The following is a 16,402-nucleotide window of genomic DNA, read 5'->3' on the forward strand; positions in this document are numbered from 1 at the left end:
GAGGAACCCCACCGGTGAACCCCAAGCAGGCCCCCGTCGCCGACCCGTACTTCCCCCGGCACGGGGACCCGCGCTACCGGGCGCACCGGTACGAGATCGCCCTCGACTACCGGCCCGGCCCCAACCGGCTGGCCGCCTCCGCCCGGATCGCCGCCATCGCCGGGCCCGAACCGCTGCGCGAGTTCACCCTCGACCTCGCCGACTTCCGGATCGGCAAGGTGCTGGTCGACGGCAGGCCCGCGCACTACGCCCACCGGGACGGCAAGCTCCGGGTCAAGCCCGCCAAGGCCCCCGCCGCCGGCGCCGTCTTCACCTGCGAGGTGCACTGGTCCGGCAATCCGCGCCCGGTCCGCAGCCCCTGGGGCGGCCTCGGCTTCGAGGAGATCACCGACGGCGCGCTGGTCGCCTCCCAGCCCACCGGCGCCCCGTCCTGGTTCCCCTGCAACGACCGGCCCGCCGACAAGGCCGCCTACCAGCTGACCGTCACCACCGCCACGCCCTACGCCGTGGTCACCGGCGGCCGGCTGCTCAGCCGCACCACCCGCTCCTCCGCCACCACCTGGGTGTACGAGCAGCCCGCGCCCACCGCCAGCTACCTGGTCGGCCTGGCGATCGCCCCGCTGCGCCAGGTGCCGCTCGCCGAGCGGGCCCCCGGCACCGTCCCGCAGAGCGGCTGGGTGCCGCAGCCGCTGACCGCCCGGTTCGAGCACGACTTCGCCCGGCAGCCGCAGATGATGCGCCTGTTCGAGGAACTCTTCGGCCCGTACCCGTTCGACGGGTACACCGTCGCCGTCGTCGACGAGGACCTCGACGTCCCGGTCGAGGCGCAGGGCATGGCCACCTTCGGCCGCAACCACGTCGACGGGCGGCGCGGCTGGGAGCGGCTGGTCGCCCACGAGCTCGCCCACCAGTGGTTCGGCAACAGCGTCACCATCGCCGACTGGCGGCACATCTGGCTCAACGAGGGCCTCGCCAAGTACGCCGAATGGCTGTGGTCCGAGCGCACCGGCGGCCCCACCGCCCAGCGCAAGGCCGCCGACGCCCACCTCCAACTGCGCGGCCTCCCGCAGGACCTGGCGATCGGCGACCCCGGCAAGCGGCACATGTTCGACGACCGGGTCTACGAACGCGGCGGCCTGACCGTGCACGCGCTGCGCTGCGCCCTCGGCGACACCGCCTTCTTCCGGCTGCTGCGCGACTGGTCCACCGCCTACCGGCACGCCGTCGTCACCACCGACGACTTCGCCGCGCACGCCGCCCGCTACACCGACCGCCCGCTCGGCCCGCTGCTCGACGCCTGGCTGCACCGGGGCGCGCTCCCCGACCTGCCGACGCCCGCGGCCCCACTCGAGCCCTCGGGAGCGGTCGCGGAGCCCCGGCCTGGTGTACTGGGAGGCACGGGCCGCGAGGCCGTCCGTCGCTTCCTGAAGGATCGAGGCACATGAGCACGCACTACGACGTGGTCGTCCTGGGCGCCGGCCCCGGCGGCTACACCGCCGCCGTCCGCTCCGCCCAGCTCGGCCTGCGCACCGCCGTGATCGAGGCCAAGTACTGGGGCGGCGTCTGCCTGAACGTCGGCTGCATCCCCTCGAAGGCCCTGCTGCGCAACGCCGAGCTCGCGCACACCGTCCTGAACGAGGCCGAGCTGTACGGCATCCGGGTCGACGGCAAGGTGTCCTTCGACTACGGCAAGGCGTTCAGCCGCTCCCGACAGGTCGCCGACGGCCGGGTCAAGGGCGTCCACTACCTGATGAAGAAGAACGGCATCACCGAGTACGACGGCCGGGGCACCTTCGTCGACGACCACACCCTGCAGATCGCGCTGAACGGCGGCGGCTTCGAGGTCGTCACCTTCGACCACTGCGTGATCGCGGCCGGCGCCACCACCCGGCTGCTGCCCGGCACCGCGCTCAGCGAGCGGGTCGTCACCTACGAGGAGCAGATCCTCACCGAGGAACTGCCGGAGTCGATCGTCATCGCGGGCGCCGGCGCGATCGGCGTCGAGTTCGCGTACGTGCTGCACAACTACGGCGTCAAGGTCACCATCGTCGAGTTCCTGGACCGGATGGTGCCGCTGGAGGACGCCGACGTCTCCGCCGAACTCGCGAAGCAGTACCGCAAGTTGGGCATCCAGGTGCTCACCTCCACCCGGGTCGACAGCATCGACGACTCGGACCCGGACAAGCCGGTGAAGGTCACCGTCACCCGGGACGGCAAGCAGGAGGTGCTGGAGGCCGACAAGGTGCTCCAGGCGATCGGCTTCGTGCCCCGGGTGCACGGCTACGGCCTGGAGGTCACCGGCGTGCGGCTCACCGAGCGCGGCGCGATCGCGGTCGACGGGCGCGGCCGCACCAGCGTCGACCACATCTTCGCGATCGGCGACGTCACCGCGAAGCTGATGCTCGCGCACGCCGCCGAGTCGATGGCCGTGATCGCCGCCGAGACCATCGCCGGGGCGGAGACCATGGAGATCGACTTCGTGATGGTCCCGCGCGCCACCTACTGCCAGCCGCAGGTCGCCAGCTTCGGCTACACCGAGGCGCAGGCCCGGGAGCAGGGCTACGCGGTCAAGGTCGCCAAGTTCCCGTTCACCGCGAACGGCAAGGCGCACGGCATCGGGCACCCGGTCGGCTTCGTCAAGGTGATCAGCGACGAGACCCACGGCGAGCTGCTCGGCGCCCACCTGATCGGCCCCGAGGTCACCGAGCTGCTGCCCGAGCTGACCCTGGCCCAGCAGTGGGACCTGACCGTGCACGAGGTCGGCCGCAACGTGCACGCCCACCCGACGCTGGGCGAGGCCGTCAAGGAGGCGATCCACGGCCTGGCCGGCCACATGATCAACATGTAGTGCCGCCGTTCGGGTGAGCGCCCGCCGCCCCGGTGCCCCCCCGCTGGTACGGGAGCGCGCCGGGGCGGGTACGTCTCGGGGCCCGACGCCGTGAGGAGCCCCCGATGGACGCCCCCGCCCCCTACCTGACGGTCGACGAGCGCGCCGAGGTCGGCCGCGCCGCCCGCCGACGGGCCCCCCGCTCCACCGCCGGGCACTGGCGGCCCGCCGCCGGCCGGCCCGACCCGCTCGCGGTGCTGCGCGCCCAGGCGGAGAGCCGGCTGCCCGACCTGGTGCCGATCCGCAACGGCCGGATGGCCGCCTCCCCGTTCGCCTTCCTGCGCGGGGCCGCCGCCGTGATGGCCGGCGACCTCGCCACCGCCCCCGACAGCGGCCTGACCGTCCAGCTCTGCGGCGACGCCCACCTGGTCAACTTCGGGCTGTTCGCCTCGCCCGAGCGGGCCCTGCTGTTCGACCTGAACGACTTCGACGAGACGCTGCCCGGCCCGTTCGAGTGGGACGTCCAGCGCCTCGCCGCCAGCCTCGCGGTCGCCGCCCGGGAGAACGGCGAGAGCCCCGAGGACGCCCACCGGGTCGTGCTGGAGGCCGTCCGCGGCTACCGCGAGCACATCCGCGAACTCGCCGGGCTCGGCGAACTCCCGGTCTGGTACCGGCGGATCGACGCCGACGACCTGCTCGCCAACAGCAAGGGCAGGCCCCGCAAGCAGGCCGAGGCCAGCATCACCGCCGCCCGCCGCCGCGACAGCCTGCAGGCCGCCGGCAAGCTCACCGAGACCACCGCGAACGGCCGCCGCCGCTTCAAGGACCAGCCCCCGCTGATCGAGCACGTCGGCTTCGACACCGACGAGGTGCACGGCATGCTCGCCGACTACCGCGCCACCCTCCCCGAGGAGCGCGGCCGGCTGCTCGACCGCTACCGGTACGTCGACACCGCCCGCAAGGTGGTCGGCGTCGGCAGCGTCGGCACCCGCTGCTTCGTCGTCCTGCTCCAGGGCCGGGACGCCGACGACCCGCTGGTGCTCCAGGTCAAGGAGGCCCGGGCGTCCGTCCTGGAGCCCTACGCCAAGCCCAGCCAGTACGCCCACCACGGGCAGCGGGTGGTCGCCGGGCAGCGGCTCACCCAGGCCGCCGGCGACATCTTCCTCGGCTGGATGACCGGCCCCGGCGGCCGGCACTTCTACTGGCGCCAACTGCGCGACATGAAGGGCTCCGCCGAGGTCGGCCGGATGACCACCCGCGGCCTGCGCGCCTACGCCGCGCTCTGCGGCGCCGCCCTGGCCCGCGCCCACGCCCGCTCCGGCGACCGGATCGCGATCGCCGCCTACCTCGGCCGGAGCGACACCTTCGACCGCGCGATCGCCGCCTTCGCCCACCACTACGCCAAGCTCAACACCGCCGACCACGCCCGGCTGGCCGCCGCCATCGCCTCCGGCGAGGTCCAGGCCGAGGACGCCTGACCGGGCGTCCCGTTTGCGCTCCGCCCGGCCGCGGGGGCTGATGGAGGCAGGAACGTCCACCCCACCGTTGGAGGCAACCGTGAGTCACCACAAGTCGAACAAGGCGGTCGAGGGCGACCCCGACAGCGGCCACGGCGGCGGCCTGCCCCGGCGGCCCGACGAGGCGGAGCTGGAGGAGCGCACCGAGGAGGACCGCGAGGAGGCCGGTCTGGAGCCCGACCCGGGCGGCGACGGGGACGGGGACGGCGAGGGGGACGGCGACGGGGCGGTGTAGCCGCGGTCGTCGGGCCGCCGCGCCCCCGTTCTGGCATATGCCAGAACGGGGGCGCGGTGTTTCGGTTCCGCGCCGGTCGGCCACGCGCTCCAGTGCTGGAATGTGAAGGAGACGTGAACGCATGATCACCGAGCAGCAATTCCGCTCCGTGCCGGACCAGACCGTCCAGGACGCCGAGGGGGAGAAGATCGGCAAGGCAGGCCGGCTCTATCTCGACGACGCCACCGGGAAGCCCGAGTGGGTCAGCGTGAAGACCGGCTGGTTCGGTTCCGGCGAGACCTTCGTCCCGATCCGGGACGCCCGGGTGGTCGACGGCCACATCCGGGTGCCCTACAGCAAGGAGAAGGTCAAGGACGCGCCGAACGTGGACGTCGACCGCGGCGGACACCTCTCCGAGCAGGAGGAGCACCGGCTGTACGACCACTACGGCATCGCCTGGGACGACGCCTGGAAGGCCGCCAACCGGCCCGGCGAGGGCGGCTGGGCCCACGGGCAGCAGCAGGGCGGGACGGCGGCGGGCGCCGCCGGGACCGTCGGTGCGGCCGGGGCGGCGGCGGGTCGTCCCACCGCCGAGGGCCGGGTGGGCACCAGCCCCTCCGACACCCGCCTGACCGGTACGCCCGCCGCCCCCGTCGCACCCACCACCGCCGCCGCCGCCGGGAAGTCCTCCGGCCCGGCCGGGGCGTCCGGGCCGGGCGCCAAGGGTGCTCCGGGCGCCGCGGGCACCAGGGGTGCCGCGGCGCGGGGCGACGACGCGATGACCCGCTCGGAGGAGCGGATGCGCGTCGGGGTCGAGCGCTACGAGACCGGGCACGCCCGGCTGCGCAAGTACGTCGTCACGGAGGAGGAGCGGCAGACCGTGCCGGTGCGGCACGAGGAGGTCCGGGTCGAGCGCGAGCCGATCACCGAGGCGAACCGGGGCGAGGCGCTGTCCGGCGAGCCGATCTCGGAGGCCGAGTACGACGTGACCCTGCACGGTGAGCGCCCGGTGGTGCGCACCGAGGCCGTGCCGGTGGAGCGGGTCCGGCTGGTGACCGAGGAGCACGTCGAGCAGCGGACCGTCACCGGCGAGGTGCGCAAGGAGCGGATCGAGGCCGAACTCCCGGACGGTGGGCCGGACGGTGCGCGCAAGCCGCCGCCGGCCACCGGGAAGGACGCCCCGGGGCAGGGCCGCCACCGGTGACCCCGTCCGGCGGGACCCGGCGTGCGGCCGGGTCCCGCCGGAGCGGGTGCGGGCGCGGGTGGCACGAGCGAGCGGGCCGAGGGAGGCCGAGATGGCGTGGTTGCTGGTGGTTCTGCTGGTCGCCGTGGTGTGCGGGTTCGTCGGGGTGCTGGTGAAGGGCCTGCTGTGGCTGCTGGTGATCGGCGCGGTGCTGTTCGTCGGCGCCCTGCTGGTGGCGGGCGTCCGGATGGGCCGCGCCGGGCGGTCCACCCCGCGCTGAGTCAGCCGCGCAGCACCGGGCGCCCGGCCGCCAGGTGGTCGTAGAGGCGGTCGCCGTGGACGCCCGGGGCGTCGAAGGGGGTGTCCTCGCGCTCGCCGTCGGCCAGCAGGACCTCGGGGACCAGGACGTCGGCGGCGGGCGGGGCGGCCACCTCGTGGCCGAGTTCGGCCAGCGCGTAGGGCGGGGCGAGGACCGGGCCGGTCAGGGCGCCGCCGACCAGGTCGGGGAAGAAGCCGGCCGAGAGCACGGTCACCCCGGCGGCCAGGTCGCCGCCGATCATCACCAGCTTGTCGGTCATGTGGCCGACGAACGCCCCGACCCGGACGCTCCCGCGCACCAGCAGCTTGGCGTCGCCCTCCAGGTGCACGGCCGAGGCGGTCAGGTCGCCGAGCACGACCAGTGCCGGGCAGCCGTCGTCCGCGTTGAGGATCGCGCCCTCGACCGTCAGGTCGCCGTCGACGACCAGCCCGGTGCCGTACAGGTCGAGCGCGTCCAGGTCGAGCGGGCCGGGGACGGAGAGCGCGCCGGAGTGCACGTCGTAGGTCTCGTCGTAGAGGTTCTGGTAGCTGGAGACGGGCAGGGCGCGGGAGTCGAAGAGTGCGACGCATGCGTCCCAACTCGTGGGCGCGGCAGTGATGTTCATGGGCGGGAGTCTGCCAGGCGGCACTGTCGGCGGGTGTGCCGGAGCCCCCGCCGACGGCGGTCGGCGGGGGCTCCGGCGGCCAGGGGCGAGGGGTCAGGACGGCTCGGGGCGGCCGATCGAGCAGACCAGCTCGCCGTCCTTCGCGTCCGCCACGATGGTGTCGCCCGGCTGGAGGTCGCCGGAGAGCAGCATGGTGGCGAGCCGGTTGTCGAGCTGGGTCTGGATGGTGCGGCGCAGCGGGCGGGCGCCGAACTCGGGCTGGTGGCCCTTGCCGACCAGCCAGTCCTTGGCGGCCGAGGTGACCTCCAGCTCCAACCCCTGGGCCTTCACCCGGCGTTCGGAGTTGGCGAGCATCAGGTCGACGATCCGCAGCAGGTCGTCGGCGTCCAGCGCGTCGAAGACGATGATGTCGTCGATCCGGTTGAGGAACTCGGGCAGGAAGCGCCCGCGCAGCTCCTCCATCAGCCGGTCGCGGATCTCCTCGGTCTCGCCCTTGTGCGAGAGGATCAGCTGCGAGCCGATGTTGGAGGTCATGATGACCACGGTGTTGCGGAAGTCGACGGTGCGGCCCTGCGCGTCGGTCAGCCGCCCGTCGTCGAGGACCTGCAGCAGCGCGTTGAAGACGTCCGGGTGGGCCTTCTCGACCTCGTCGAACAGCAGCACGCTGTACGGGCGGCGGCGCACCGCCTCGGTCAGCTGGCCGGCCTCGTCGTAGCCGACGTACCCGGGCGGGGCGCCGACCAGCCGGGAGACGGTGTGCTTCTCCTGGAACTCGCTCATGTCGAAGCGGACCAGCCGGTCCTCGTCCCCGAAGATCAACTCGGCCAGGGCCTTGGCGAGTTCGGTCTTGCCGACGCCGGTCGGGCCGAGGAACAGGAAGGAGCCGACCGGCCGGTTCGGGTCGGCCATCCCGGCCCGGCTGCGGCGGACCGCCTCGGAGACCGCGACCACCGCCCTGTCCTGGCCGATCACCCGGGCGTGCAGCTCGTCCTCCAGCTTGAGCAGCCGGGCCTTCTCGTCCTCGGTGAGCTGGGAGACCGGGATGCCGGTCTGCCGGGACAGCACGTCGGCGATGTCGTCGACGGTCACCGAGACCACGCCCTCGCGGCGCTCCTCGATCTCGGCGGCCTGCGCCTCCAGGTCGGCGATCCGGCCCTTCAGCTCGGAGGCGCGGGCGAAGTCCTCGGCGGCCACCGCCTCGTCCTTCTCGCGGCGCAGCTTGGCCAGCTCGTCCTCGCGGCCGATCACCTCGGTGGAGCGGCCCAGGCCGCGCAGCCGGACCCGGGCGCCGGCCTGGTCGATCAGGTCGATCGCCTTGTCGGGCAGGAAGCGGTCCGAGACGTACCGGTCGGAGAGGTCGGCGGCGGCGCGCAGCGCCTCGTCGGTGAAGCGGACCTGGTGGTGCGCCTCGTACGAGTCGCGCAGGCCCTCCAGGATCTGCACGGTCTCCTCGACCGAGGGCTCCGGGATCAGCACCGGCTGGAAGCGGCGCTCCAGCGCCGGGTCCTTCTCGATGTGCTTGCGGTACTCGTCGATGGTGGTGGCGCCGATGACGTGCAGCTCGCCGCGGGCCAGCGCGGGCTTGAGCATGTTGCCCGCGTCCATCGCGCCCTCGCCGCCGGCGCCCGCGCCGACCACGGTGTGCAGCTCGTCGATGAACAGGATGGTGGAGTCGGCGGCCTCGCGGACCTCGTCGATGACGTTCTTCAGCCGCTCCTCGAACTCGCCCCGGTACTTCGAGCCGGCCACCAGGCCGGACAGGTCGAGCGAGACCACCCGCCGGTCCTTCAGGGTGGACGGCACGTCGCCGGTGACGATCCGCTGGGCCAGGCCCTCGACGATCGCGGTCTTGCCGACGCCGGGCTCGCCGATCAGCACCGGGTTGTTCTTGGAGCGGCGGGACAGGATCTCGACGGTCTGCTCGATCTCCTCGGCCCGGCCGACCACCGGGTCCAGCCGGCCGAGCTTGGCGTCCTCGGTGAGGTCGCGGCCGTACTCGTCCAGGGTCGGCGTCCGGCTCTCCGCCTTCGCGGGCGCGCGCTCGCCGCGGGCGGCGACCTCGGCGCCGCGCTGGAGCCGGGCCGGGTCGGCGCCCTGCGCGTTCAGCAGCCGGCCGGCCGCGGAGTCCGGGTCGCCGAGCAGCGCGGCCAGGATGTGCTCCGGCCCGATGTAGGAGACGCCGGCGGCCTGCGAGCGGGCGTGCGCGCCGATCAGCACCCGCTTGGCCGCCGGGGTCAGGCCCGGGTCGACGGACGGGTCGGCCGAGCCGGACGGCAGGCTGCGCTCCAGCGCGGCGGCCAGCTCGTCCGGGTCGGCGCCGGCCTGGGCGAGCAGGCCGCGGGACGGGTCGACCCGGGTGGCGGCCCACAGCAGGTGCGGGGTGTCCAGATCGGTGCTGCCGTCCTCCTGGGCGCGCAGCTCGGCGCGGGCGATCAGGTCGCGGGCGGACTCGGTCAGCAGCCGCCCGATCGGGACGCGCTGGACGGCGGGCGGGGACGCGGCCGGATTGAGGCCGAAGAAGCGGTTCAGCAGGTCGGAGAAGGCGTCGTCGGAACCGAAGGAGCCGAAGCCGGGCATGGTCATCGTGCGGACACTCCCATGGGCGGAACGGGCAGCAGTCCTCCCGAACTATGCCAATCCGGGGTCCGGCACGCTCAGCGGGATGATCCGGACAGGTGGTGCACCCGCTTTCACGGCCGCCTCCCAGCCAGGACTCAGGAACTCAGCCAGCTTCCAGGAACTTGGGACAGGCATTACCTGATCATGGGATTCTGATGACCAGCACGCTCCAGCGGGCACCCCGGGCCGCCGTCCGGGGCACCCGCACGCGCCACCGGAGGGGGACAGGCCCATGCCGACCACGGACCGCGCCGCCAGGCGGCGCGGCATCGACGCCCTGCTGCGCCGCTCCCCGCTCCAGCCCGTCTTCCGGGCCCGCGCCGCCCGCCGCCTCGCCGTCCTCGCCTACCACGGCGTCGACGACCCGACCGCCTTCCGCGCCCAGATGGAGCGCCTCGCCCGCACCGCCCGCCCGGTCGGCCTCGACGAGGTCACCCGGGCCGCCGAGCACCGCCGCCCGCTGCCCGCCCGCAGCGTGCTGGTCACCTTCGACGACGGCGACCACACCGTCCACGGCGTGGCCATGCCGCTGCTCGCCCGGCTCGGCATCCCCGCCGCCGCGTACGTCATCACCGACCTGATCGACGGCGACCAGCCCTACTGGTGGACCGAGGCCGCCCACCTGGTCGCCCACGGCGGCCGGGCCGAAACGCTCCGCGGCCTCGGCCCGGCCGCCGCCGTCCGCCGGCTCAAGCACCTCGCCGACGCCGAACGGCAGCGCTCCCTCGCCGAGTTGCGCGCCACCGCCAAGCAACAGGCCCCCAGGCGGCGGCAGTTGACCGGCGGCGAACTGCGCGAACTGGCCGACTCCGGCATCGCGATCGGCAACCACACCGCCTCGCACCCCTGCCTCGACCACTGCACCGACCCCGACATCGACGCCCAACTCGTCGGCGCCCACGACAAGTTGACCGGCTGGCTGGGCCGCCCGCCGACCTCCTTCGCCTACCCCAACGGCAACCACGACCCGCGCGCCGAACGCGTGCTGCGCACCCTCGGTTACCGTACGGGCTTCCTGTTCGACCACCGGCACGCCGAGCTCGTCCCCGCCCAGCGGCTGCGGATCAGCCGGCTGCGGGTCAACTCGCACACCGGGCGGGACCGCTTCGACACCATCCTGTCCGGGCTGCACCCCGCCGTGCACCGGCTGCGCGGCGGCCGCTGAACTCCGCGAAGGGGAGGGGGAGATGGTGCCGGAGATCCACCGGACGCCCGAGCTGGACGGCGAAACCGTCCACGACTGGCGAGAGCTGGTCGACCAGGACCCGGACGGCTCGTGGTTCGCCGGGCCGGACTGGGTGCTCGCCTGGTGGCGCACCCTGGGCGCCGGACAGGCCGGCGAGATCGCCGTCTGGCGCGGCCCCGACGGCCGGGCCGAAGCCGTGCTGCCGCTCGCCACCGCCCGGCTGCGGGCGCACCGCCGGCTGCCCGTCGAGGTCCCCGTGCTCACCCTGCTCGGCACCGGCCCCGGCGCCGCCGACCACTGCGGCCCCGCCGTCCGCCCGCACCGGCGCGCCGAGGTGGCCGGCTGGCTCGCCGACCGGGCCCGCCGGGAGACCCTCTGGCTCCCCAGCCTCGACCCCGCCCACACCGGCCTGCTGCCCCCCGGCAGCCGCCCCGTCGCCCGCACCGCCTGCCCGCGCGCCGACCTCACCGACGGCCCCGACAGGCTCGGCTCCCGCGACTTCCGGGCCGCCAACCGGCGCGCCCACCGCCGGCTCGCCGCCGCCGGCCTCAGCTTCCACTGGCTGCCGCCCGGCACCGCCGAACCGGAGCTGCTGGACGAACTGCTGCGGCTGCACCGGCTGCGCCGCGAAGCCGCCGGCGGCGCCAGCAGCTTCACCGCGGACCGGCTCCCGCTGCACCGCCTGCTGCTCTCCCAGGCCGTGCCCGGCCGCGGCCCGGCCTTCCAACTCGCCCGGCACCGGGACGAGTTGGTCGGTGTGCTGTACGGCTTCCGGTGGGCCGACCGGTTCGCCTACTACCAGACCGGCTGGGACCCGCGCTGGGCCGCCGACTCGCTGGGCACCGCCCTGGTCGACTCGGCGATCCGCAGCAGCGCGGCCGAGGGTGTGCGCACCTTCGACTTCCTGCGCGGCGACGAGCCCTACAAGTACCGCTTCGGCGCGGTCGACCGCACCGACCGCGGCTGGCTCCGCCCGCGCGGGCCGGGCGGGGCGCTGCTCGGCCTCAAGCACCTTCTGCTCGGCGGGAGTTGAGCGCTCCGCTCAGCCCCTGACGTCGCCGTCCAGGTAGACCCACTCGCCCTGGTGGCGGACGAAGCGGCTGTGCTCGTGCAGCGACTCGGCCCGGCCGCCCGCCCGGTAGTGGGCGCGGAACTCGACGGTGCCCTCGGTGTGGAACGGGCCGCCCTCGCCGGTGCCCAGGACCTCCAGCCGCTCCCAGCGCAGCGCCGGGTCGAAGTCGATCGACGCGGGCCGGGTGTCCGGGTGCCAGGAGCGCAGCAGGTACGGCTCGTCGCGGACCGCGAAGGCGCTGAACCGGGAGCGCATCAACTGCTCGGCGCCGGCCGCGGCGGCCTCGCCGCGGTGCAGCCGGCCGCAGCAGTCGGCGTACCGGGCGGGCAGGCCGCAGGGGCAGTCGGTCGGGGCGGCGGTGGGGGCGGTGGGGGCGGTGGGGACGCGTCGGCGGGCCATGGGGCCATTATCGCGCGTCGTTCCGGCCCCTTCCCGCAGCGTTGCGGTGTGATCATCGGCCCGGATCGGGCCGGGTCGGGACGTTCCCGGCGCGGCGCGGGGGCGGGCGCGGGCCTACCCGGGCAGGATGGACGGGTGCCGTGCCCGGCGCGGCACCCGCGAGGACGACCGTCGGCGAGGCGAAGGGAACCGCGATGAGCGACCACCACCACAACGTGCTGCTGCTCGGCTTCGATGACCAGGCGCGCTGCCGCCGGGCCTACGAGGAGGCGATGCACCTGCCCGGTGCCCGGCAGGTCGCGGTGCTGGAGCGGGACGCCGAGGGCATCGTCGACGTCCCGGAGAGCCACATCCGCGGCGCGGGCGTCCCCACCGTCGGCTCCGGCCTGGTCGGCGGCCTGGTCGGCCTGCTCGGCGGCCCGATCGGCGTGCTGCTGGGCTTCGCCGCGGGCGCGGCGATCGGCAACGCCGCCGAGCAGACCGAGATCACCGACGGCGGCGCGGGCCTGATCGTGCTCTCCTCGCGGGTCGACAGCGGCAAGGCCCTGCTGGTGGTCGACCTGGTCGAGCACGAGAGCGGGCCCGCCGACGAACTGGCCGCGAAGTACGGCGCCGCGCTGGAGCGGATCCCCGCCGAGCGGTTCGCCGAGCAGGTGCAGGCCGCCAAGGAGAAGGCCGCGCAGGGCTGACCCCTCCCGGGCGGCCGGGTCGGTCAGAAGTACGGCCGGTAGCCGTCCTTGAGCTTCTCCAGGTCGCGCCGCTCGCGCTTGGTCGGCCGCCCGGCGCCCCGGTCGCGCTGGGCGACGGCGGCCGGCCGCTCCGAGCGGGGCGGCGGCGGGGGGCTGTGGTCGACGTAGCAGGTCTCGGCGACCGGGGCGCCGACCCGCTTGGCGATCGGCCGCACCACCCGGACGATCCGCTCGCGGCCCTCGACCCGCACCCGCACGTCGTCGCCCGGCTTGACGTGCTGCGCGGGCTTCGCGGTGGCCCCGTTCACCTTCACGTGCCCGGCCCGGCAGGCCGCGCCCGCCGCCGAGCGGGTCTTGATCAGCCGGATCGCCCAGATCCAGCTGTCGATCCGCACGCTCGCCTCGTCCGCACTCATGGCAGGCACTGTAGTCCCGCCCACCTTTCTGCAACTAGTTGCACGGTCGGTCCGCCGCGCCCTACCGTTGGGTAACAAATCCCGACCGGAGGCGTCGATGACCGCTGCGTACCCCCACCTGCTGGCCCCGCTCGACCTGGGCTTCACCACCCTGCCGAACCGGGTGGTGATGGGCTCCATGCACGTCGGCCTGGAGGAGGCGGCGGACGGCTTCGAGCGGATGGCCGCCTTCTACGCCGAGCGCGCCCGCGGCGGCGTCGGCCTGATCGTCACCGGTGGCATCGCCCCCAACGAGGCGGGCCGGCCCTGGGGCGGCGGCGCCAAGCTCACCACCGAGGCGGAGGCCGCCGAGCACCGGGTGGTCACCGACGCGGTGCACGCCGCGGGCGGGAGGATCGCGCTGCAGATCCTGCACTTCGGCCGGTACGCGTACCACGACGGCCTGGTCGCCCCGTCCGCGCTCCAGGCGCCGATCAGCCCGCACGTCCCGCACGAGCTGACCGCCGAGCAGGTCGAGCAGACCGTCGAGGACTTCGCGCGCTGCGCCGAGCTGGCCCGCGCCGCCGGGTACGACGGCGTCGAGGTGATGGGCTCCGAGGGCTACCTGATCAACGAGTTCGTCGCCGCGCGGACCAACCACCGCACCGACGAGTGGGGCGGCCCGTACGAGAACCGGATGCGCTTCCCGGTCGAGATCGTCCGGCGGGTGCGCGAGCGGGTCGGGCCGGACTTCATCCTGATCTACCGGCTCTCGATGCTCGACCTCGTCCCCGGCGGGTCCACCTTCGACGAGGTGGTCCGGCTCGCCCGGGAGGTCGAGGCGGCCGGCGCCACGATCATCAACACCGGCATCGGCTGGCACGAGGCCCGGATCCCCACCATCGCCACCTCGGTGCCGCGCGGCGCCTACGCCTGGGTCACCAGGAAGCTGATGGGGAAGGTCGGGATCCCGCTGGTCGCCACCAACCGGATCAACACCCCCGAGACCGCCGAGGACCTGCTCGCCACCGGCCACGCCGACCTGGTCTCGCTGGCCCGGCCGATGCTCGCCGACCCCGCCTTCGTCACCAAGGCCGCCGCGGGCACCCCCGAGGCGATCAACACCTGCATCGGCTGCAACCAGGCCTGCCTCGACCACACCTTCAGCGCGAGGATCACCTCCTGCCTGGTCAACCCGCGCGCCTGCCACGAGACCGAACTCGTCCTCGCCCCCACCCGCCGCGCCAAGCGGATCGCCGTGGTCGGCGCCGGGCCGGCCGGCCTCGCCTTCGCCACCGCCGCCGCCGACCGCGGCCACCGGGTCACCCTGTTCGACGCCGCCGCCGAGGTCGGCGGGCAGCTGAACGTCGCCCGGAAGGTGCCCGGCAAGCAGGAGTTCGACGAGACGCTGCGCTACTACCGGCACGAACTCGCCCGCACCGGCGTCGAGTTGCGCCTCGGCGCGGTGGTCGGCCCGGACCTGCTGACCGGCTGGGACGAGGTCGTCCTCGCGACCGGCGTCACCCCGCGCGTCCCCGACATCGAGGGCGTCGACCACCCCAGCGTGCTCGGCTACCTGGACGTGCTCCAGGGCGGCGCGAAGGTCGGCGACACCGTCGCCGTGATCGGCGCGGGCGGCATCGGCTTCGACGTCGCCGAGTACCTCACCGACCCCGGCGCGGACGCCCCCGACTTCCTCGCCCGCTGGGGCGTCGACCGGGCCTACGCCGCCCCCGGCGGCCTGGCCGAACCCGAGCGGCCCGCCAGCCCGCGCCGGGTCTTCCTGCTCCAGCGCAAGGACGGCAAGGTCGGCGCCGGACTCGGCAAGACCACCGGCTGGATCCACCGCACCGAACTGCGCCACCGCGGCGTGGTCAGCGTCCCCGGCGTCGAGTACCGCCGGATCGACGACCACGGCCTGCACGTCACGGTCGGCGGCGAGGAGCGCACCCTGCCCGTCGACACCGTCGTCCTGTGCGCCGGCCAGGAACCCCGCCGCGACCTGCTCGCCGCCCTCCGCGAGCGCGGCGTCGAACCCCACCTGATCGGCGGCGCGGACGTGGCCGCCGAACTCGACGCCAAGCGCGCCATCGACCAGGGCACCCGGCTGGCCGCCGCGCTCTGACCTGCGGCGGCCGCGCGGCGGCGGCGCGGCGGTCACGGCGCGGCGGTTACCGGGCGGGCGCGGCCGGGCGGTGGGCGGCGAGGGCGGCTTCGAGTTCGGCCAGCGCCCGGGCGGTGTGGTGCTCGCGCGGGAAGCCGAGGCCCGGTTCGAGGGCCCGGCCGCTGACGGTGCCGCCGTCCCGCAGCCGGATCTCCAGGTGTCCGGCCAGGGCGAAGCCCTCGATCCGCTCCCAGCGGACGGTCCGGGCGGAGTGCAGGTTGCGGACCCGCACGCCGTCCGGACCGGCGACCACCCCGAGGCGGGCCGTCCGCACCGCGTAGAACAGCGCGACGGCGCCGAGGAGCCCCTCCCGCACGGTGCCGTACGGGCCGGACGGGGAGGCCGCGGCCGCCAGCATCGCGACCCCGGCCGGGCCGAGCAGCCAGGGCAGCGGGCGGAACGCCGGGTTCACGTACTTCTTCACGACGTGCTTCTTCACGGGCACCTGCGGTCGGGGCGGGTCGGGGCGGGGCGGGCGGCGGGGGTGAAGGAAGTGTACGGAACGGTGAAGGATCCGTGCGGTCGGGGGCGGGACCGTACGATCGGCCGCATGTCACTGCCGCACGCGATCCTCACCGCCCTGCTGGAGAAGCCGTCCTCGGGGCTGGAGTTGACCCGGCGGTTCGACCGGTCGATCGGGTTCTTCTGGTCGGCCACCCACCAGCAGATCTACCGCGAGCTGGGCCGGCTGGAGCGGGAGGGGCTGGTCCGGGCGTCCGGCCCGGGGGCGGGGCGGGGGCAGCGCAAGGAGTACGAGGTGCTGGCGGACGGGCGGGCCGAGCTGGCCCGCTGGACGGCGCTGCCGCAGGACCCGAAGCCGGTCCGCGACCCGCTGCTGCTGCGGCTGCGGGCCGCCGCGGTGCTCGGGCTGGACGGGCTGGAGGAGGAGCTGGCCCGGCATCGGGAGCTGCACCGGGCGCAGCTGGCGGAGTACCTGGAGATCGAGCGGCGGGACTTCCCGCCCGGGGCGGCCGCCGGGGAGAACCGGCTGCAGCACCTGGTGCTGCGCGGCGGCATCCAGTTGGAGTCGTTCTGGCTGGCGTGGCTGGACGAGGCGCTGGCGGCGGCCGGCGGAGTCGGGGCGGCCGGGGGAGGCGGGGCGGTCGGGGCGAAGGGGGCGGTCGGGGCGAAGGGAGAGGGCGGGGAAAACGGAGGGGCGGGGCGGGAATAGGGGTGGGTGGCGCGCCGTTGTCGCAGGTGGTTGAATATTGAAT

The 16,402-nt window shown here is 74.7% G+C and carries 16 protein-coding genes; 11 read left to right on the plus strand and 5 right to left on the minus strand.

The genetic code is table 11. The features are described 5' to 3' along the window. Window positions 1-14 precede the first annotated feature (14 nt). From KSE_RS30245 to KSE_RS43460, 6 genes are all read left to right on the plus strand, one after another. The gene (locus KSE_RS30245) at window positions 15-1,445 is read left to right on the plus strand and encodes a M1 family metallopeptidase (RefSeq protein ID WP_014139175.1); all 1,431 of its coding nucleotides are present in this window, start codon (window positions 15-17) and stop codon (window positions 1,443-1,445) included. Then, window positions 1,442-2,848, plus strand: coding sequence for a dihydrolipoyl dehydrogenase (lpdA, locus tag KSE_RS30250; protein ID WP_014139176.1), 1,407 nt, complete (start codon window positions 1,442-1,444; stop codon window positions 2,846-2,848). The genes KSE_RS30245 and lpdA overlap by 4 nt, the downstream gene beginning before the upstream one ends. 104 nt (window positions 2,849-2,952) lie before the next feature. After that, window positions 2,953-4,305 carry a DUF2252 domain-containing protein gene (locus KSE_RS30255; protein ID WP_014139177.1) on the plus strand — a complete coding sequence of 451 codons (1,353 nt, stop codon included), beginning with the start codon at window positions 2,953-2,955 and terminating at the stop codon, window positions 4,303-4,305. Window positions 4,306-4,345: 40 nt separating this feature from the next. Next, entirely contained in the window at window positions 4,346-4,579 is a 234-nt protein-coding gene (locus tag KSE_RS30260) for a hypothetical protein (RefSeq protein WP_051056002.1), read from the plus strand. 121 nt (window positions 4,580-4,700) lie between these two features. Continuing rightward, window positions 4,701-5,762 carry a PRC and DUF2382 domain-containing protein gene (locus KSE_RS30265; RefSeq protein WP_014139179.1) on the plus strand — a complete coding sequence of 354 codons (1,062 nt, stop codon included), beginning with the start codon at window positions 4,701-4,703 and terminating at the stop codon, window positions 5,760-5,762. A 91-nt stretch (window positions 5,763-5,853) separates the two neighbouring features. Beyond that, window positions 5,854-6,021, plus strand: coding sequence for a hypothetical protein (locus KSE_RS43460; RefSeq protein WP_014139180.1), 168 nt, complete (start codon window positions 5,854-5,856; stop codon window positions 6,019-6,021). A 1-nt stretch (window position 6,022) separates the two neighbouring features. Here KSE_RS43460 and KSE_RS30270 read toward each other — a convergent pair whose 3' ends face one another. Both KSE_RS30270 and KSE_RS30275 read right to left on the minus strand, forming a co-directional pair. Further along, window positions 6,023-6,664 (minus strand): hypothetical protein, encoded by a 642-nt coding sequence (locus tag KSE_RS30270; RefSeq protein ID WP_014139181.1) that lies wholly within the window; start codon window positions 6,662-6,664, stop codon window positions 6,023-6,025. 93 nt (window positions 6,665-6,757) lie between these two features. Then, complete coding sequence (locus KSE_RS30275) at window positions 6,758-9,247, minus strand: ATP-dependent Clp protease ATP-binding subunit (protein ID WP_014139182.1); 2,490 nt, start codon at window positions 9,245-9,247, stop codon at window positions 6,758-6,760. Window positions 9,248-9,515: 268 nt separating this feature from the next. Here KSE_RS30275 and KSE_RS30280 point away from each other — a divergent pair, with 268 nt between their 5' ends. Both KSE_RS30280 and KSE_RS30285 read left to right on the plus strand, forming a co-directional pair. Beyond that, window positions 9,516-10,448 carry a polysaccharide deacetylase family protein gene (locus KSE_RS30280; protein ID WP_014139183.1) on the plus strand — a complete coding sequence of 311 codons (933 nt, stop codon included), beginning with the start codon at window positions 9,516-9,518 and terminating at the stop codon, window positions 10,446-10,448. Between the two features lie 22 nt (window positions 10,449-10,470). After that, on the plus strand, window positions 10,471-11,502 hold the full coding sequence (locus tag KSE_RS30285) for a GNAT family N-acetyltransferase (RefSeq protein WP_014139184.1): 1,032 nt from the start codon (window positions 10,471-10,473) through the stop codon (window positions 11,500-11,502). 9 nt (window positions 11,503-11,511) lie between these two features. On the opposite strand, the gene KSE_RS30290 is transcribed toward KSE_RS30285, so the two are convergent. Then, window positions 11,512-11,940 carry a YchJ family protein gene (locus tag KSE_RS30290; RefSeq protein ID WP_014139185.1) on the minus strand — a complete coding sequence of 143 codons (429 nt, stop codon included), beginning with the start codon at window positions 11,938-11,940 and terminating at the stop codon, window positions 11,512-11,514. 194 nt (window positions 11,941-12,134) lie between these two features. Between KSE_RS30290 and KSE_RS30295 the strand changes: the two genes are divergently transcribed. Next, the gene (locus KSE_RS30295) at window positions 12,135-12,629 is read left to right on the plus strand and encodes a hypothetical protein (protein WP_014139186.1); all 495 of its coding nucleotides are present in this window, start codon (window positions 12,135-12,137) and stop codon (window positions 12,627-12,629) included. A 23-nt stretch (window positions 12,630-12,652) separates the two neighbouring features. Here the strand turns inward: KSE_RS30295 and KSE_RS30300 are convergent, their stop codons facing one another. Beyond that, window positions 12,653-13,045 carry an RNA-binding S4 domain-containing protein gene (locus KSE_RS30300; RefSeq protein ID WP_014139187.1) on the minus strand — a complete coding sequence of 131 codons (393 nt, stop codon included), beginning with the start codon at window positions 13,043-13,045 and terminating at the stop codon, window positions 12,653-12,655. A gap of 97 nt (window positions 13,046-13,142) precedes the next feature. On the opposite strand from KSE_RS30300, the gene KSE_RS30305 reads away from it, so the two are divergent. After that, window positions 13,143-15,149 (plus strand): NADPH-dependent 2,4-dienoyl-CoA reductase, encoded by a 2,007-nt coding sequence (locus KSE_RS30305; protein WP_014139188.1) that lies wholly within the window; start codon window positions 13,143-13,145, stop codon window positions 15,147-15,149. Between the two features lie 46 nt (window positions 15,150-15,195). Here the strand turns inward: KSE_RS30305 and KSE_RS30310 are convergent, their stop codons facing one another. Further along, complete coding sequence (locus KSE_RS30310) at window positions 15,196-15,627, minus strand: PH domain-containing protein (RefSeq protein ID WP_014139189.1); 432 nt, start codon at window positions 15,625-15,627, stop codon at window positions 15,196-15,198. A 111-nt stretch (window positions 15,628-15,738) separates the two neighbouring features. Between KSE_RS30310 and KSE_RS30315 the strand changes: the two genes are divergently transcribed. Next, window positions 15,739-16,359 carry a PadR family transcriptional regulator gene (locus KSE_RS30315; protein WP_014139190.1) on the plus strand — a complete coding sequence of 207 codons (621 nt, stop codon included), beginning with the start codon at window positions 15,739-15,741 and terminating at the stop codon, window positions 16,357-16,359. Window positions 16,360-16,402: the final 43 nt, after the last annotated feature.

Origin of the sequence: Kitasatospora setae KM-6054 (genome assembly GCF_000269985.1) — a bacterium.
Classification (GTDB): domain Bacteria; phylum Actinomycetota; class Actinomycetes; order Streptomycetales; family Streptomycetaceae; genus Kitasatospora; species Kitasatospora setae.